14 protein-coding genes are annotated in these 15,443 nt (G+C 73.9%); 9 read left to right on the forward strand and 5 right to left on the reverse strand.

The features are described from left to right. Positions 1 to 24 precede the first annotated feature (24 nt). Together HHL19_RS23985 and HHL19_RS23990 are read left to right on the forward strand one after the other, a co-directional pair. Complete coding sequence (locus HHL19_RS23985) at positions 25 to 552, forward strand: MarR family winged helix-turn-helix transcriptional regulator (protein ID WP_169092353.1); 528 nt, start codon at positions 25 to 27, stop codon at positions 550 to 552. A gap of 26 nt (positions 553 to 578) precedes the next feature. Continuing rightward, positions 579 to 1,010 (forward strand): cytidine deaminase, encoded by a 432-nt coding sequence (locus HHL19_RS23990; RefSeq protein WP_169092354.1) that lies wholly within the window; start codon positions 579 to 581, stop codon positions 1,008 to 1,010. 565 nt (positions 1,011 to 1,575) lie between these two features. On the opposite strand, the gene HHL19_RS23995 is transcribed toward HHL19_RS23990, so the two are convergent. Further along, the gene (locus HHL19_RS23995) at positions 1,576 to 2,007 is read right to left on the reverse strand and encodes a VOC family protein (protein ID WP_169092355.1); all 432 of its coding nucleotides are present in this window, start codon (positions 2,005 to 2,007) and stop codon (positions 1,576 to 1,578) included. A 238-nt stretch (positions 2,008 to 2,245) separates the two neighbouring features. Here HHL19_RS23995 and HHL19_RS24000 point away from each other — a divergent pair, with 238 nt between their 5' ends. Next, complete coding sequence (locus HHL19_RS24000) at positions 2,246 to 3,826, forward strand: carbohydrate-binding protein (RefSeq protein WP_169092356.1); 1,581 nt, start codon at positions 2,246 to 2,248, stop codon at positions 3,824 to 3,826. Between the two features lie 40 nt (positions 3,827 to 3,866). On the opposite strand, the gene HHL19_RS24005 is transcribed toward HHL19_RS24000, so the two are convergent. The 3 genes from HHL19_RS24005 to HHL19_RS24015 all read right to left on the reverse strand — a co-directional run bounded on the left by HHL19_RS24005 (position 3,867) and on the right by HHL19_RS24015 (position 7,005). Next, positions 3,867 to 4,517, reverse strand: a complete 651-nt coding sequence (locus tag HHL19_RS24005) for an HAD-IB family phosphatase (RefSeq protein WP_346768398.1) — start codon at positions 4,515 to 4,517, stop codon at positions 3,867 to 3,869. Between the two features lie 79 nt (positions 4,518 to 4,596). Further along, the gene (locus HHL19_RS24010; RefSeq protein ID WP_169092357.1) at positions 4,597 to 5,991 is read right to left on the reverse strand and encodes an FAD-dependent oxidoreductase; all 1,395 of its coding nucleotides are present in this window, start codon (positions 5,989 to 5,991) and stop codon (positions 4,597 to 4,599) included. Between the two features lie 141 nt (positions 5,992 to 6,132). Then, positions 6,133 to 7,005, reverse strand: a complete 873-nt coding sequence (locus HHL19_RS24015; RefSeq protein WP_346768399.1) for a PaaX family transcriptional regulator C-terminal domain-containing protein — start codon at positions 7,003 to 7,005, stop codon at positions 6,133 to 6,135. A gap of 173 nt (positions 7,006 to 7,178) precedes the next feature. Here HHL19_RS24015 and HHL19_RS24020 point away from each other — a divergent pair, with 173 nt between their 5' ends. The 5 genes from HHL19_RS24020 to HHL19_RS24040 all read left to right on the forward strand — a co-directional run bounded on the left by HHL19_RS24020 (position 7,179) and on the right by HHL19_RS24040 (position 12,725). Further along, positions 7,179 to 8,138 (forward strand): SDR family oxidoreductase, encoded by a 960-nt coding sequence (locus HHL19_RS24020; protein WP_169092358.1) that lies wholly within the window; start codon positions 7,179 to 7,181, stop codon positions 8,136 to 8,138. A gap of 11 nt (positions 8,139 to 8,149) precedes the next feature. Beyond that, a complete protein-coding gene (locus tag HHL19_RS24025) occupies positions 8,150 to 9,019 on the forward strand; it encodes an amidohydrolase family protein (RefSeq protein WP_169092447.1) in 870 nt (289 codons plus the stop codon). A 10-nt stretch (positions 9,020 to 9,029) separates the two neighbouring features. Further along, positions 9,030 to 10,559, forward strand: coding sequence for a long-chain fatty acid--CoA ligase (locus HHL19_RS24030; RefSeq protein WP_169092359.1), 1,530 nt, complete (start codon positions 9,030 to 9,032; stop codon positions 10,557 to 10,559). Between the two features lie 36 nt (positions 10,560 to 10,595). Continuing rightward, on the forward strand, positions 10,596 to 11,051 hold the full coding sequence (locus HHL19_RS24035; protein ID WP_169092360.1) for a MaoC family dehydratase: 456 nt from the start codon (positions 10,596 to 10,598) through the stop codon (positions 11,049 to 11,051). Between the two features lie 111 nt (positions 11,052 to 11,162). Continuing rightward, positions 11,163 to 12,725 carry an IclR family transcriptional regulator C-terminal domain-containing protein gene (locus tag HHL19_RS24040; RefSeq protein WP_169092361.1) on the forward strand — a complete coding sequence of 521 codons (1,563 nt, stop codon included), beginning with the start codon at positions 11,163 to 11,165 and terminating at the stop codon, positions 12,723 to 12,725. A 7-nt stretch (positions 12,726 to 12,732) separates the two neighbouring features. On the opposite strand, the gene HHL19_RS24045 is transcribed toward HHL19_RS24040, so the two are convergent. Further along, the gene (locus tag HHL19_RS24045; RefSeq protein WP_169092362.1) at positions 12,733 to 13,470 is read right to left on the reverse strand and encodes a helix-turn-helix domain-containing protein; all 738 of its coding nucleotides are present in this window, start codon (positions 13,468 to 13,470) and stop codon (positions 12,733 to 12,735) included. A gap of 207 nt (positions 13,471 to 13,677) precedes the next feature. Here HHL19_RS24045 and HHL19_RS24050 point away from each other — a divergent pair, with 207 nt between their 5' ends. After that, positions 13,678 to 15,312, forward strand: a complete 1,635-nt coding sequence (locus HHL19_RS24050) for an amidohydrolase (RefSeq protein ID WP_169092363.1) — start codon at positions 13,678 to 13,680, stop codon at positions 15,310 to 15,312. Positions 15,313 to 15,443 lie beyond the last annotated feature (131 nt).

Genomic DNA, 15,443 nt, shown 5'->3' on the forward strand with positions numbered 1-15,443 from the left:
CTCGGAGCGGGTAGCGTCATGATCATGGAATCGTCGACACCTCAGCCCCAGGCCCACACCCCCCGACCGACCACCGACCAGGCACCGGCCGATCCGGCCGCCGCCGACGAGGCGCTCGCCACCCAGCCGATCGGCTACTGGAGCGGGCTCGTCCACGCGGCCGTCACGCGGCGGCTGCGTGACGAGATGGCCCGGATCGATGTGACACAGCCTCAGTACTGGGTGCTCAACCAGGTCAAGTACCGCCCGGAGGCCCCGAGTCGGCGGGAGGTGGACGAGGCGCTCACGCCGCTCGCCGACGGGCCGCACGAGATCCCGCGGGTCGTCGACCAGTTGCTCCACCGCGCGTGGCTGCGCACGGACGCCGCCGACCGCCTCCACCTCACCGACGCGGGCGAGGCGGCCCGGGTGCGCCTGCGTGAACTGGCCACCGGGCTGCGCGCCGTGGTCCACGAGGGCGTCAGCGACGAGGAGTACGTCGCCGCGCTGAAGGTGCTGCGACGGATGGCCGCCAATGCCGGGGCCGACGTCGGGGCTCCCCGCACCGCCTGACGGAAGCCTCGGAGGCGACGGAGAAGATGACCACGCAACCCGGCGACCCCACAGCCGAGAACCCCGTCGACGACGCGCTCGTCCAGGCCGCGGCGCACGTCGCGCGCACCCGCTGCCGGGGTGACAACCACACCATGGCGGCGGCCGGCCGCGCCCGGGACGGCCGGATCGTCACCGCCGTGAACGCGTACCACTTCACGGGCGGCCCGTGCGCCGAACTGGTCCTCCTCGGCGCGGCAGCCGCCCAGGGCGTGTACGACCTGACGACGATCGTCGCGGTGGGCGACCGGGACCGGGGAGTCGTGCCGCCCTGCGGCCGGTGCCGTCAGGTCCTCCTCGACTACTTCCCGGCCGTCGACGTCATCGTCGGCCGGGGCGACCGCCTCCGAACCGTCCCCATCACCGCCCTGCTGCCCGAGAGTTACGTCTGGGCGGACCACCAGCTCGACGCCGAGTGAACCCGCCCTGACCGCCCCGACGCGGCCCCGCCGGCTGGGAGGCGGCGCGCTCCTTCGAGGTGGTGACGGAGCTACTGGAACGAGCGCCGCGCCCGGTGCCGCGCGCAGGACAGGAAGGGTGCCGGGCGGGCCAGGCACGCGGGGTTCCGGCCGAGGATGACCGACAGGAGGAGGAGTAGGAGAAGCAGGCGGAGCCGGGTACCGATCACGCCCGTTCCCCAGCGGCGGCCGTCCTCCAGGACCGGCGAGTCCGGGCGCACGTCGCCGGGCGCGTAGGGGACGTCGATCCCTCGCGCCCGCCTTCGGCAGGTCGTAGCGGGTGCGCAAGCCGGGAACCGTCACCGCGCGCGGACCGCTGTCGCACGGGAGGCGCTGGACCAGCTCGGTCTCGAAGTACGCCGGTTCGTCGGAGGCGTTGCCCCCGCGGACCGGGTCCACGGCGAGCCGCTCCAGGCGACGGCGAAGAGCACGGTGAGCGCGGCCAGGCCCGACTCGGTGAACAGCGGCGGGTATTGGACCGGCGTCCCACGGCCTCCGTCATCCGGCCGCCGGCCGCCGCGCGTGCTCAGTCGAGGCAGAACTCGTTGCCCTCGATGTCCTGCATCACGATGCACGACTCGTTGACCCCGTCCGCCTCCAGCAGGCGGAAGCGTACGGCTCCGAGTGCGACCAGGCGGGCGCACTCCGCCTCCAGGGCGGCGAGGCGCTCCTCGCCGACGAGGCCGGTGCCGACGCGGACGCAGAGGTGGACGCGGTTCTTGACGACCTTGCCCTCGGGGACGCGCTGGAAGTACATGCGCGGGCTGTCGTCCTTCGGGCTGATGACGGCGTGCGCGGAGCCCACGTGGTCGGGGTGCGCCTGCTCGAAGTCGGCCCAGGTGGCGAAGCCCTCCGGCGGCGGGGGTGCGTCGTGGCCCAGGACCTCGCACCAGAAGCGGGCGACGCGCTCGGGTTCCGCGCAGTCGAAGGTGACTTGGAATTTCTTGATCGCAGACATCGGGGCATCATAGGCCGGGCCCCTCCGCGCCCGGCGACCCGATTTCCGTATGGAGTCCCCCGGAGCCACCCGGGGCCCCGGAGCCACCCGGCGGCATCCCCCTCTCCCGTTCATACTCATGAACTTCAATCACGTACCCGCATATTGACGCGTCTCCGGCGCTCCCCCTAGCCTCGCCCCCAGCATTGAGAAAGCGCTTTCCCCAGTGTCCGAGCCGCTCCCCCACCAGGAGACACCGATGCGCACCACTCCCCTCGCCGTCAGCGTGGGCCTCGTCGCCGGCACCCTCGTCGCGCTGGGCGCCGCCGGTGGCGCCCAGGCCGCGACCGGGCGGTACGAGGCCGAGGTCTCGCCCGCCGTCTGCACCGGCACGATCGACTCCGACTGGACCGGGTTCTCCGGCAGCGGGTTCTGCAACGGCACCAACGCCGTAGGCGCGTATGCCCAGTTCACCGTCACCGCGCCCGCCGCCGGGACGGCGACGCTCAGCGTGCGGTTCGCCAACGGGACGACCACGGCCCGCCCCGCCGACGTCGTCGTCAACGGCGCGACCGTCGCGGCGGAGGCGTCCTTCGCGTCCACCGGCGTGTGGACCGGGTGGACGACGAAGACCTTCACCGTGCCGGTCGTGGCCGGCGCCAACACCGTCCGGCTGAACCCGACGACGGCGGCCGGGCTGCCGAACGTCGACCACGTCGATCTGGCGACCGCCGACTCGCCCGCGCCCTCCGGGCCCGCCCTCTACGTGTCGCCCGCCGGGTCCGCGGGCGCCTCCGGCACCGAGTCCGACCCGACGACGCTCGCCTCCGCGATCACCCGGATCGGCGCCGGCGGCACCATCTACCTGCGCGGTGGCACGTACGCGCACGCCCAGACGATCACCGTCGCGGCGGGCAACAACGGCACCTCCGCCGCCCGGAAGACGATCGCCGCCTACCCGGGCGAGACGCCGGTCCTCGACTTCTCCGCGATGACCGAGTCGTCCTCCCACCGAGGGCTCGCCCTCAACGGCGACTTCTGGCACGTGAAGGGGCTGATCGTCCAGCGGGCCGGCGACAACGGCATCTACGTCGGCGGCAGCGACAACGTCATCGAGCGCACGGTCACCCGCTTCAACCGCGACACCGGCCTCCAGCTCGGGCGGATCGGCTCCACCACCCCGCGCGACCGGTGGCCGGCGCGCAACCTCATGGTGAGCGTCGAGTCGCACGACAACGCCGACGCGGCCGGCGAGAACGCCGACGGCTTCGCCGCCAAGCTGACCACCGGGCCGGGGAACGTCTTCCGGTACGCGGTCGCCCACCACAACATCGACGACGGCTGGGACCTCTACACCAAGCCGGACACCGGCCCGATCGCCCCGGTGACGATCGAGAACTCCCTCGCCTACACCAACGGCACCCTCTCCGACGGCACCGTGAACGCCAACGGCGACCGCAACGGCTACAAACTCGGCGGGGAGTCCATCGCCGTCGACCACGTCGTGCGGCGCAGCATCGCCTACCGCAACGGCAAGCACGGCTTCACGTACAACAGCAACCCCGGTTCACTGAAGGTCTCCGAGAACATCTCGGTGGACAACGCGCAGCGCAACTACACCTTCGAGGCGGGCACTTCGGTCTTCCGGGGCAACACCTCCTGCCGCAGCACGAGTTCCGGCACCAACGACAAGCTCGTGGGCGACGTCGACGCCACCAACCAGTTCTGGTCCGGCGCGAACGGCTCGCGGTGCGTGAACTACAGCGGTGCCCTCGGCTGGTCCTTCGCAGCGAACGGCTCGCTCGCCGTGACGTTCGGGGGCAGGGCCGTCACCTGGTGATGGCCGTACGCGGATGAACCGCGCGCCCGCGCCTGCCCGTTCAGGCGCGGGCGCGCAGCCGTCTGCCCAGGGCGTACGCGGCCCACAGGTCGTCGCCCTCGTATCCGGCGGCGGCCAGGGCGCGGAGGCCCGGGGCGGCGTTGACGGCCACCGTGTGGCGGAGGACGGAGAAGAGGGGCACGTCGGAGCCGGAGTCGCCGTAGGCGACGCAGGCGTCGCGGTCGAGGCCGAGGGCGCCGCGGAGGCGGTCGACGGCGGTCACCTTGTCCTGGGGGACGAGGATCCGCGCCGGGTCGGGCGCCGCCCTGAAGGGCGGGGGCGGGAAGCCGGAGGCGACCACGTCGTCGACGCCGAGGCCGCGGAGCCGGTCGGCGAAGAAGTCCGGCGACATGGTGACGACGACGGCCCGGTCGCCACGGGCCCGGATGTCCGCGAGGACCTCCGCGAGGCCGCCGATCCACGGCGCCCCGTCGAAGGCCTCGGCGACGACGCCGGGCGTCAGCTCGCGCCACAGCCCGTACAGGGCGGCGGCGAAGCCGCGGGTGTCGACGGCTCCCGCCGCGAACTCGGCCTCCAGCGCGTGGAGTTCCTCCAGGCAGCCGAGGAGGGCGGCGATCTCCAGGCTGGCCGAGGTGCCCCTCAGCAGCGTCCCGTCCATGTCGAAGACGTGCAGCAGCCGTCCGTCCTTCACCGCGCCCTCCGAGTACCGCGCCCTCCCGAGTCCGGAGGCCAGCCGAGTCCGGAGGCCAGCCTACGTCGCGGCCGGGTGGTCAGCTGCCGAAGCCGAGGCCGAGGCGGTCGAGGGTGCGGAGCCACAGGTCGCGTCGGCCCTCGTTGCGGTCGGAGCGGGTGAGCGAGCGCTGGGTGATGCCGATGCCGACCGAGCGGACGGGCTCGGGCGGGAAGGGCAGCGGCTTGCGGCGGACGAGTTCGAGGGCGGTGCGCTCGGTGCGCTCGCCGGCCAGGAGGTCGAGCATCACCTCGGCGCCGAAGCGGGTGGCGCCGACGCCGAGACCGGTGAAGCCGGCGGCGTACGCGACCCTGCCCCGGTGGCTCGTGTCGAAGAAGACGCAGAAGCGGGTGCTGGTGTCGATGGCACCGCCCCAGGCGTGGCTGAAGCGGACGCCCTCCAGCTGCGGGAAGGTGCGGAAGAAGGTGCGGGCGAGGGTGGCGAAGGTCTCGGGCCGCCGATCGTGCTCGGCGCGGACGCGGCCGGCGTAGCGGTAGACGACGTCGTAACCGCCCCACAGGATGCGGTCGTCGGCGGAGATCCGGACGTAGGTGAAGTGGTTGGCGGGGTCGGACCAGCCCTGGCGGTTCCGCCAGCCGACGGCGGCGAGTTGCTCCCGGCTCAGCGGTTCGGTCATCAGCGCGTAGTCGTAGACGGGGACCGTGTAGAGGCGGTGGCGGCGCAGCAGCGACGGGTAGGCGTTGGTGGCGAGGGCGACGCGGCCGGCGGTGACGCGGCCGTAGGGGGTGCGGACGGCGACGGCGGCGCCGTGCTCGTCGAGGGAGAGGGCCGGGGTGTGTTCGTGGACGCGCACGCCGAGGTCGAGGCAGGCCCGCTTGAGGCCCCAGGCGAGGCGGGCCGGGTTGACCATGGCCGTGTCGCTCTTGTTCCACAGGCCGCCGAGGAAGGTCGGCGAGTCGATCTCGGCGCGGACCGCGTCGGCGTCGAGGAGGGCGGTGGTGGCGCCGTACCGCTCGGCGGTCCCGGCCTCCTCGGCGAGCCAGGGGACCTGGTGGGGTTCGGTGGCGATGGTGAGGGAGCCGGTCCGTTCCCAGTCGCAGTCGATGCCGTACCGCTCGATGGTGTCCTCCATGGCCTGGAGGTTCTCGCGGCCCAGGCGTTCGAGGGTGGCGATCTCGTCGGGCCAGCGGTCCAGGCCGTTGCCGAGGCCGTGGGTGAGGCTCGACTCGCAGAAGCCGCCGTTGCGGCCGGAGGCGGCGTGGCCGATCTCCTCGCCCTCGACGAGGACGACGTCGGCGGAGGGGTCGCGTTCCTTGGCGAGGAGCGCGGTCCACAGGCCGGTGTAGCCGCCGCCGACGACCAGGAGGTCGCAGGCGGTGGCTCCGACGAGGGCGGGGGTGGCCCGGGGGCGGCGGGCGTCGTCGAGCCAGAACGGGGTCGGCGCGGCGTCCCGCAGCGCGTGCAGGTGGTCCATGGGGGTGTCCTCCGGATCGCGGAGGAGCCCGGTCGCGGGGCTCCTTCCGAGGTGCCGCCCATGAGACCCGGCCGCGTACGACAAGGTCAATGGTGTTGACGTAAGGCGCGCGGGCGGTGCCCCTGCCGGGTGTGCGGGGCCTCAGGTCCGCGGGTCCCAGCGGTCGAGGAGGCCTTCCGCGATGCGGCGGGCGCCGGGGTCGTACCGCTCCGAGAGCGCCCGGAAGGTGTGCTCGGCGGCCTCGGCGGGCCACTGTTCGGGGAGGTGTTCGGCGGGCAGGTACGGGTCGCGGCGGACGAGTTCCAGCCAGTCGGTGTGCAGCAGCAGCTGGCGTCCGAGGTCGTCGCGGGCGTCGGCGGAGGCGGGTCCGTCGGCGCCCCAACGGGCCAGGAAGGCACGGTAGTCGGCGGCGATGGCGTCGAGGTCGAAGGCGGTACGCAGCAGGGGGCCGGCCTCGGTCGGCGCGGCGGCCTGGCCGTGGAAGGCCCTGATACGGTCGCCGAGCCCGAGCTCCGCGGCGATCGGTGCGACGTCGACGCGGCCGGGCGCCGCCCACAGGCCGCTCTGGAGCGGGCCGAAGCCGGCCCAGACGAGCCGGGAGCGCAGGTCGTGGCGCTCCCGCCGCCAGGACTCGGGGAGCGAGAAGCCGACGAGGGTCCAGGTGCCGTCCCAGGCGTGGTTGACGGCGCCGGTGCGCCGGACGCGTTCCTCGCCGTCGGCGAGGACGGCGGCGGCGCGTTCCGTCAGCGAGAAGTACATGCGGCGGCCGCGCCGGTGCCGGTCCAGGAGTCCTCGGCCGACCATGCGGGTCAGGGTGGAGCGGACGGCGTCCTCGCCGACGTCGGCGCGGGCGAGGGCGTCGATGACGCTCGCCGAGGAGAGCGCGGTGCCGGTGCCGAGCACGTGGATGCCGAAGAAGCTCAGCATCAGGGACTGGGGGCGGGGCGCGGAGCCGCGTTCGGGGGCGTCGTCGGGCCCGGTGTCCGGGGTGCGCTGTGGGGCGGGTGGGGTCACGGGGACAGCGTAGGCGGGTGGGGTCGGGGCGAGGGGGCCGGTCGACGAATATTCGGCACTTTGTTGACCGTAGACGAGAACTTGCCTAACTTTGGCGCCGCCGGTGCGTGAGCGAGGCGGCGATCCCGCGCCCCGCCCCCGGCGACCCTCGACCCACGGGAAGGACCCCGTCCATGACTGCTCCCCACAGGCCCTCGTCCCCTTCTCCCCAGGTGAACCCGGCGCCCCCGGTGGACCTCACCGGCAAGGTGGCCGTCGTCACCGGCAGCGGCCGCGGCCTCGGCCTCGCCTACGCCCGCTCCCTCGCCGCCGCCGGCGCGGCCGTCGTCGTCAACGACGTCGACGCGGAGGCCGCCGCCGCGGCCGTGAAGGAGATCACCGAGGCGGGCGGCCGGGCCGTCGCCGAGGTCGTCCCGGTCGGCTCGACGGAGGCCGCCGAGGCGCTCGTCGCCCGCGCCGTCGACGCCTTCGGCCGCATCGACACGATGGTCACCAACGCCGGAGTGCTCCGCGACCGCGTGCTGTGGAAGATGACCGACGAGGACTTCGACACCGTCGTCCAGGTCCATCTGCGCGGCACCTTCACCTGCGTCCGCGCCGCCGTGGAGCGCATGCGCGAGCAGGGCGACGGCGGCCGGATCGTGGTCGCCGGCTCCCCCGCCGGGCAGCGCGGCAACTTCGGCCAGACCAACTACGCGGCCGCCAAGGCCGGCATCGCCGCCATGGTCCGCACCTGGGCGATGGAGCTGGGCCGCGCGGGCATCACCGCCAACGCCGTCATCCCGGTCGCCGCCACCGCCATGACCAAGACGATCCCGGTCTTCGCCCCGCACGTCGAGGCCCTGGAGCAGGACGGCACGCCGTTCCCCGACAGCCTGCGCAAGGGCGAGGGCTTCGGCACGCCGGAGGATGTCGCCGGCCTGGTGACCTTCCTGGCCTCGGACGCCTCCGCCGGCGTCACCGGCCAGTGCATCGGCATCGGCGGCGACAAGCTCGCCCTGTGGTCGCACCCGCAGGAGATCTCGGTGGCGTACGCGGACGGCGGCTGGAGCGCGGACGCGATCGCCGCCGCCTGGCCGGTCTCGGTCGGCCGCGCCCCGGAGACCTACGGCATCCCCGCCCCGGTCCTGTGAGCGGCGCCGTGCTGGACCTCGACGCGCTCGTCGCCATCGACATGCACGCCCACGCGGAGGTGTCCGCGAAGGGCGGGGCGTCGCTGTCGGCGGAGCTGGACGCCGCCGCCGGCGCGTACTTCAAGGCGGAGCACCGGCATCCGACGCTGCCGGAGATCGCCGCGTACTACCGCGATCGGTCGATGGCCTGTGTGGTCTTCACGGTGGACGCGGAGTCCGCCACCGGCACCCCGCCGGTGCCGAACGAGGAGATCGCCGAGGCGGCCGCCGCGAACCCGGACGTGATCGTGCCCTTCGCCGGTGTCGACCCGTACAAGGGGAAGGCGGCGGCCCGTCAGATCCGGCGTCTCGTCGAGGAGTTCGGGGTCAAGGGCTTCAAGTTCCACCCGAACATCCAGGCGTTCCACCCCAACGACCGGATGGCGTACGCCCTGTACGAGGCCATCGAGGACGCGGGCGCGATCGCGGTCTTCCACACCGGGCAGACCGGCATCGGCGCGGGCGCGCCGGGCGGCGGCGGCATCCGGCTGAAGTACTCGAACCCGATGGACGTGGACGACGTCGCCGCCGACTTCCCCGGCATGCGGATCGTCCTCGCCCACCCGTCCTTCCCCTGGCAGGACGAGGCGCTCGCGGTGGCGACGCACAAGCCGAACGTGTACATCGACCTGTCCGGCTGGTCGCCGAAGTACTTCCCGCCGCAGCTCGTCCGCTACGCGAACAGCCTGCTCCAGGACAAGGTCCTCTTCGGCTCGGACTATCCGCTGCTGACGCCGGACCGCTGGCTCGCCGACTTCGCCGGGCTGCCGATCAAGGACGAGGTCCGGCCGAAGATCCTCAAGGAGAACGCGGCCCGGCTCCTCGGCCTCACCACCACCTGAGGGAGACGCCATGCGCAACCAGGGCATCGGTTCCTGGCCGGCCCGCCGGAACCGGAGGACTCCCCACCGCACCGCCGTCCTCCACGAGGGCCGCTCGCTCGACTACGCGACGCTGTACGAGCGCTGCACCCGTCTCGCGCACGCCCTGCGGGGCGCGGGCGTGGCGCGCGGGGACCGGGTCGCCTTCCTGGGCCCGAACCATCCGGCGTATCTGGAGACGCTGTTCGCCGCCGGAATCCTGGGGGCGGTCTTCGTCCCGCTCAACAACCGCCTCACCGTCTCCGAGCTCGCCTTCCAACTCACCGACTCCGGCAGCCGGTTCCTCGTGCACGCGCGCCAGCCCGACGGCAAGGTCGACGAACTGGCGTCGGCGGCCGGGCTCTTGACCCTCCTCACCGTCGAGGGCGAGGGGCCGGGCCAGGCGTACGAAGACCTCCTCGCGGCCTCCTCCGCGGAGGAGATCGACGAGGAGGTCGACCACGACGACCTCTGCCTCATCATGTACACCTCGGGCACCACGGGCCGGGCCAAGGGCGCCGTCCTCACCCACGGGAACGTCGTCTGGAACAGCCTCAACGTCGTCGTGGACACGGACCTCGCCGGGGACGAGGTCGCCCTCGTCGGCGCCCCGCTCTTCCACACCGGCGCCCTCAACATGAGCTGCCTGCCGACGCTCCTCAAGGGCGGCACGGTCCTCCTGGAGTCCGCCTTCGACCCGGAGCGGGCCCTGCGCCTGATCGAACTCCACGGCGTCACCGCCCTGTTCGGCGTGCCGACGATGTACGACGCGATGGCGGCGGCCCCCTGCTGGCGGGAGGCGGACCTCACCAGCCTGAGGCTCCTCCTGTGCGGCGGCGCGCCCGTCCCGACCCGGACCGCGCGGACGTATCTGGAACGCGGGCTCGCCTTCGTCCAGGGGTACGGGATGACCGAGGCGTCGCCCGGTGCACTCGTCCTGGACCGCGCCGACTCGGCCCGCAAGGCCGGCTCTGCGGGCGTGCCGCACTTCTTCACCGACGTGACCGTGCTCCGCCCCGACGGCACCGAGACGGCGCCCGGCGAGAAGGGCGAGGTCGTGGTCGCGGGTCCGAACGTGACCCCGGGCTACTGGCAACTCCCCGAGGCGACCGCCGCCGCCTTCCCCGACGGGGGCGGCTTCCGCTCCGGCGACGTCGCCACCGTCGACGCCGAGGGCTACGTCACGCTTGTCGACCGCCTCAAGGACATGATCATCTCGGGCGGGGAGAACATCTACCCGGCCGAGGTGGAGGACGCCCTCCTGCGCCACCCCGACGTCGCCGAGGCCGCCGTCATCGGCGTCCCCGACGCCCGCTGGGGCGAGGTCGGCCGCGCGGTCGTCGTCCCCCGCCCCGGCACCGCGCCCACCGCAGAGGAGCTCCTCGCCCACCTCGGGGGCCTGCTGGCCCGCTACAAGCTCCCGCGGAGCGTCGTCCTCGCTCCCGAACTGCCCCGCAACGCCACCGGAAAGCTGCTCAAGGGCCCCATCCGGGACCACTACGGCAGCGCCCCGACCTCCTGACCACCGCCCCTTTCCCCCCGACTTCCTGGAGAACGCATGTCCCTCACCGTCCACGGCGTCGACGAGATCCGCGCCCGGGCAGGCGCCGACCTCGGCCACAGCTCCTGGGTGGAGATCGCCCAGTCCCGCGTCGACACCTTCGCCGACGCCACCGACGACCACCAGTGGATCCACGTCGACGTGGAGCGGGCCGCGACCGGTCCGTTCGGCGGCACCATCGCCCACGGCTACCTCACCCTCTCCCTCCTCATCCCCATGTGGAGCGAGCTCCTTCAGGTCGAGGGCGTGTCGATGGCCGTCAACTACGGCCTGAACAAGGTCCGTTTCCCCTCCCCCGTCCGCGTCGGCTCGAAGATCCGCACCCACGGCCGCATCGCCTCCGTCGAGGACGTCCGCGGCGGCGTCGAGGTCACCGTCGACCTCACCGTGGAGATCGACGGCGCCGACAAGCCGGCCTGCGTCGCCCAGGCGGTCTACCGCTTCTACGCCTGACCGCCTCCGCACCCGCCCGAGGGGCGGGCGTCCACGTGGACGCCCGCCCCTCGGGCGTGCCCGCTTGCCGGGTACGGTGCTCCCGCGCGCTGCGGAGGGAGGCGAGAGGGCATGACGACGACGAGGCCGGTCGAGGTGGTCGGGCCGTTGGAGCGGGGGCTCGCGGTGGTGCGGGCGGTGGTCGCCGGGGACGGCGGGCGGCGCGGGGTCGGGGAGGTGGCGCGGGAGACGGGGCTCGCGCGGGCGACCGTGGACCGGGTCGCGTCCACGCTGACCGTCCTCGGGGTGCTGCGGGCCGAGGGCCGCGATCTGCTCCTCGCGCCCGGGGCGGCCGAGCTCGGGAACGCCTATCTGGACTTCTGCGGGCTGCCCGCGCTCCTCGGGCCGCACGCCGCCGCGCTCGCCGAGCGGCTCGACGAGCCGGTCTCACTGGCCGTGCCCGACAGGGACGGGGTCCGTTTCCTGGCGCAGGCGAACCGGCGGCGGGCCCTGGCGTTCGCCTTCCGGCCCGGTGACCTGCTGCCGGCCGAACGGTGCGCGCCCGGCGCCCTGTTCGCCGCCGAGGAGGGCGTCCAGGGCGGGGACGGCGGGTTCCCGGAGCGGGTGCGGGAGGCCCGTGCGCGGGGCGTGGCCGTCGACGACCAGCTGATCGAGCCGGGGCTCGTCTCCGTCGCCCTGCCCGTGCGGGATCCGGCGGGGGCCGTCGTGTGCGCGGTGAGCGTCGTCAGCCACACCAGCCGGCACGACGCGGCCGCCCTGGAGGCGCTCGCCCTGTCGCCCTTGCGGGAGTCGGTCACGGCGATGGAGGCGGCGCTCGCCCTCGGAGCCGTACCACCGGAGGCGGAGCCGCGGGCCGTGGCGCCCGTCGGGGGCGCGCTGAAGGAGGAGTTGGGGGCCGGCTTCCTCCAGTCGCTGGCCCGGGGGCTCGACGTGCTGCGCGCCTTCGGTGCCGTCCGCGGGCCCGCCCGGCTCACGGATCTCGCACGGCTCGCCGGACTGCCCCGGGCGACCGCCCGCCGGTCGCTGATCACCCTGTGCCATCTGGGGTACGTACGCGAGGACGCCGGCGGCCACGTGCTCCTGCCCCGCGTCCTGGAACTCGGCCACGCCCGGCTCGCCGCGCTCACCCTCCCCGAGATCGCCACCCCGCACCTGGTCCGACTGGTGCGGACGGTACGGGAGTCGGCGTCGGTGGCGGTGCTGGACGGGGACGACATCCGGTACGTGGCGCGGGTGGCGGGCAGCCGGATCATGCGCATCGACATCGTGGTGGGCACCCGGCTGCCCGCGTACGCCACCTCGATGGGGCGGGTGCTGCTCGCCGCCCTGCCGGAGGCCGAGCGGGACGGGCGGCTCGGCCGGATCACGCCGGAGGCGCTGACGCCCCGGACGCTGACAGGGTCGGGTGAGCTGCGGGAGGCCGTGGCGGTGACCGCCGAGCGGGGCTTCGGCTGGGTGGAGGAGGAGCTGGAGGAGGGGCTGCGGTCGATCGCGGTGCCGGTGCGCGACGGCGCCGGCCGGGTGGTCGCCGCGCTCAACATCGCTCTGAACGCGGGCCGTTGCGCCCCGGAGGAGAGCCTCGCGGCGGTCCTTCCGCACCTGCGGGAGACGGCGGGACTGATCTCGGCGGACCTGGCGGCGGTGGGCTGGCACGCACCCGTTCCGGCTTCCTGAGGAGGGGTCAGGAACGGTTCCTCCGGGCTCGTTTCGGGGATGCCGCCGCGTCCGGGTGCAGTGATTCCAGGGCCGTCAGCATGAGTTCCAGGGCGAACGGGTAGCCGCTGTCGCGCATGTCGGCGGCGAGGAGGGGGAACGTCGCCGCGATGTGCGGATGGGTCTCGGCCGGGAGGCGGCCGTAGACCTGCCCCCAGACCTCGGCGTCCGCCTCGCCCGCCGCCCGCGGCAGCGCGGCGGCGGCAGCGTCCTGGGCGGCGAAGGCCAGCGCCTGGTCCACGAAGGCGTGGTAGACGCGGACGGCCAGCGGGTCGGGGAAGCCGCCGTCCCGCAGGATGCCGAGGATCTTCTCGACCGCCCGCGTCTCGTGCGGGCGGCCGGTGGTGCGGTGCGCGGCCAGCAGGGCGGCCTGCGGCTGGGCGAGGTAGGAGCGGTGGATGCGCAGGCCCATCGCCCGCAGGTCGGTCCGCCAGTCGCCGCTCGCCTCCCAGCCGTCCTGGGCCCGCCCGATGAGCTCGTCGGCGATCGCGAGGAGCAGGGCGTCGGTGTTGCGGAAGTAGCGGTAGAGGGCGCTGGGGTCGGCGCCGAGGGCCGCGCCCAGCCTGCGTACGGAGAGGGCTTCGGCGCCGTGCTGGGCCACCAGGCGCAGCGCGGTGTCGACGATGAGCCGTTCGGAGAGGACGGCACCCTGCTTGGTGGGGCGGCGGCGCTGCCGGCTGCCTTCGGGGACGACGCGTGCGGACATGGCCGGGACCTTACGTCAACACCATTGACGTGTAAACGGCTCGCGGGCTTCCATGGCGCCCGTCAGCCGTGCGGCGGCGCCGGTGCGATCCGGCGGCCGCGGCCGGCCGGACTCCGTCCGACGGCTGCCGCGCGGCACCCCTCGCCCGCCGGCCGTCGTCGTCCGCCCCGCGCCCTCCCCGGCGCGGCCGCACGCAAGGGAGCTGGTATGCCCCAGGCCGATCTGGTCTTCACCGGAGGCCCCGTCCTCACCCTGGATCCGGCGCGGAGCCGGGCCACGTCGCTCGCCGTCACCGGCGACCGGATCACGGCCGTCGGCCACGACGAGGTGCGCGAGCTGATCGGGCCCGGCACCGAGGTGGTGGACCTGGCCGGCCGGCTGCTGCTGCCCGGATTCCAGGACGCCCACGTCCACGCGGTGGGCGGTGGCGCCGAGCTCGCCGAGTGCGACCTCACCGCGAGCGCCGACGTGGCGGAGTACCTGGCGAGGATCCGCGCGTACGCCGAGGCCCACCCCGACCGGGAGTGGGTCACCGGCGGCGGCTGGTCGATGGAGAGCTTCGCCGGCGGGCTGCCGACCCGTCAGCTGCTGGACTCGGTCGTCCCCGACCGTCCCGTCCTGCTGTCGAACCGGGACCACCACGGCGCCTGGGCGAACACCCGGGCCCTGGAGCTGGCCGGGCTCACCGCCGGCACCCCGGACCCGGCGGACGGCAGGATCGAACGGGAGGCCGACGGCACCCCGAGCGGCATGCTCCAGGAGGGCGCGACCGGCCTGGTCTCCCGGCTGGTGCCGGCGAGCACCGCGGAGGACCGGCTCGCGGGGCTGCTGCGGGCGCAGCGGCTGCTGCACTCGCTGGGCGTGACGGGCTGGCAGGACGCCCTGCTCGGTTCGTTCAACGGCATGGCGGACCCGTCGGACGCCTACCTGACGGCGGCGAAGGACGGTTCGCTGACCGCCCGGGTGACGGGTGCGCTGTGGTGGGACCGCGAGCGCGGGGCCGAGCAGATCGCCGAACTGGTGGACCGCCGCGAGCAGTTGACCTCGGGGCTGTTCCGGGCCGGCTCGGTCAAGATCATGCAGGACGGGATCGCGGAGAACTTCACGGCCGCGATGACCGCCCCGTACCTCGACGGCTGCGGCTGTGCGACCGGCAACACCGGGCTCAGCTTCGTCGACCCCGAGGCGCTGCGCGGATACGTCACCGAGCTCGACGCGCTCGACTTCCAGGTCCACTTCCACGCGCTCGGCGACCGCGCGGTGCGGGAGGCGCTCGACGCGATCGAGGCGGCCGTCGCGGCCAACGGCCGGCGCGGGAACCGTCACCACCTCGCCCACCTCCAGGTCGTGCACCCCACCGACCTGCCCCGGTTCGCCGCGCTCGGCGCCATCGCCAACATCCAGCCGCTGTGGGCCGCGCACGAGCCGCAGATGGACGAACTCACCATCCCCTTCCTCGGCGAGGAGCGGGCGGCCTGGCAGTACCCGTTCGGCTCGCTGCTGCGGTCGGGGGCGACCCTGGCGGCCGGCAGCGACTGGCCCGTCTCCAGCCCGAACCCGCTGGAAGGCATCCACGTGGCCGTGAACCGGCGCGACCCGGAGTCCCCCGACGGCAAGGTCTTCTGCCCGGAGGAGCGCATCGACCTGCTGTCCGCGCTCACCGCGTACACGGCCGGCGCGGCGCACGTGAACGGCCACGACGACGCGGGCAGCCTGGCCTCCGGCCACCTCGCCGACCTCGTCGTCCTCGACCGGGACGTACTGACCGCGCCGGCCGACGAGATCGCCGAGGCCCGGGTGGAGCGCACGTACGTCGGCGGCCGGCTGGTGTACGAGGCCTGACAGGCCAGGCGCGTACGGCTCCGGCTACGGGCGGGCCCTGTATCCGATATCCCTGACGTTGGATCCAGCATTTTGGATCCAGGATCTTGGATCCAAGACATCGAACCCCGGATCCAGGACATTGGATCCAG

Source organism: Streptomyces sp. R302 (genome assembly GCF_012927245.1).
Lineage (GTDB): Bacteria > Actinomycetota > Actinomycetes > Streptomycetales > Streptomycetaceae > Streptomyces.